Raw genomic sequence first — 1,356 nt, forward strand, 5'->3', positions numbered from 1 at the left:
CTCCCACCACAGAATTAAGTCAAGAAAGGAAATGCCCTATGTCAAATGATACTACGAAAATGTTGTTAGGAATAGATGATGAACACTTAATAATTGAGGAAGGACAAGTGGGTGATGATGGAGTGATTCGATTGGTGGGGTCCCTAAACTACACCCCCAAGGCATGCCGCAATTGTGGGATTATCAATGATCACCAAATTATTGGCTATGGTTGGCGGAAGACCACCATTAGATTCGCTAAAACCTTGGGCAGCACCGTTATCCTGTGTCTCAATCGGCGAAACTTTCACTGTAAGGCTTGTCATACCAATTTCCTGGCGCAGACGAATGCGGTGCCGAAACACTGCACGATTTCAAATACGACCCGCAAACAATGCTTAGAAAAACTGACCGAACCGGTTTCGCTCAAACACATTGCCGATGAGTTATCCACTTCGGATTCATTCGTTGGTCGGCAGCTCTTGCGCGCTGAACGGGACTTTCAAACCAACTGGCACTATTTACCAAAAGTTCTCCTCATGGACGAAGTTAAAAGCACTAAGAGCGCCACCGACGCGATGAGCTTTGAATTTATGGACGCGGAAACCCACGAATTGATCGACCTGTTACCCTTTAGGACCATCTATCAGCTTCAAAAGTATTTCCAGCATTACGACCAGGCTGCGCGAGAAAATGTGAAAATTATTGTCACCGATATGAACTATACCTATCCCAAATTGGTGGGGCAGATCTTTCCGAACGCCATCGTTGTCATCGATCCGTTCCACTTGGTTAACGCTTTAAATCGAGCTTTTAATAAGACGCGGGTGCGCCTCATGAAAACCCTGGCGACCTCATCACGCGAGTATCACGCCTTGAAACGCTATTGGAAGCTATTATTAACGCCGGAAAATCACCTCAACTACGAAGCTTTCCGTAAGTGGACAAACTTCCCTTATCCAGCGACTGCCACTGATGTGGTTGATGCTTTATTGGACATTGATCCCGAGCTCAAGCAAACTTACGACGTGATGAATCGGTTACGTGAAACCATCAAAAACCGTGATTGGCCCAACTATAATCAAGTGTTCCATCACTTAGAGGGCTGCTCGGAAGAGATGTTGGCAACCCTCCAGACCCTATCGACTCATCATGATGAAATTGGCAATACCTTTACTCACCATTACACCAACGGGCCCTTAGAAGGCTCAAACAACAAGATTAAAGTCATTAAACGCACTGGATTTGGTTACCGAAACTTCTTCAGATTCCGGCTAAGAGTGCTGTTCGCTTTTCGAGTTCATACAAAAAGAGCTCTAATCACCAAGTGATTAGAACTCCAATATTTTGTTCACCAACAACAGTTGACGAAGAACC

1 protein-coding gene is annotated in these 1,356 nt (G+C 45.2%); it reads left to right on the plus strand.

From position 1 onward, the window contains the following. Positions 1 to 38 precede the first annotated feature (38 nt). Positions 39 to 1,310 (plus strand): ISL3 family transposase, encoded by a 1,272-nt coding sequence (locus FFM73_RS12505; protein WP_085013206.1) that lies wholly within the window; start codon positions 39 to 41, stop codon positions 1,308 to 1,310. Positions 1,311 to 1,356 lie beyond the last annotated feature (46 nt).

Origin of the sequence: Secundilactobacillus hailunensis, assembly GCF_005405185.1 — a bacterium.
In the GTDB taxonomy this organism is placed as follows: Bacteria; Bacillota; Bacilli; order Lactobacillales; family Lactobacillaceae; genus Secundilactobacillus; species Secundilactobacillus hailunensis.

What these genes read in the sequence shown, in the direction of transcription:
- FFM73_RS12505 (WP_085013206.1), top strand. Translation starts at nt 39, where the DNA reads ATGTCAAATGATACTACGAAAATGTTGTTAGGAATAGATGATGAACAC.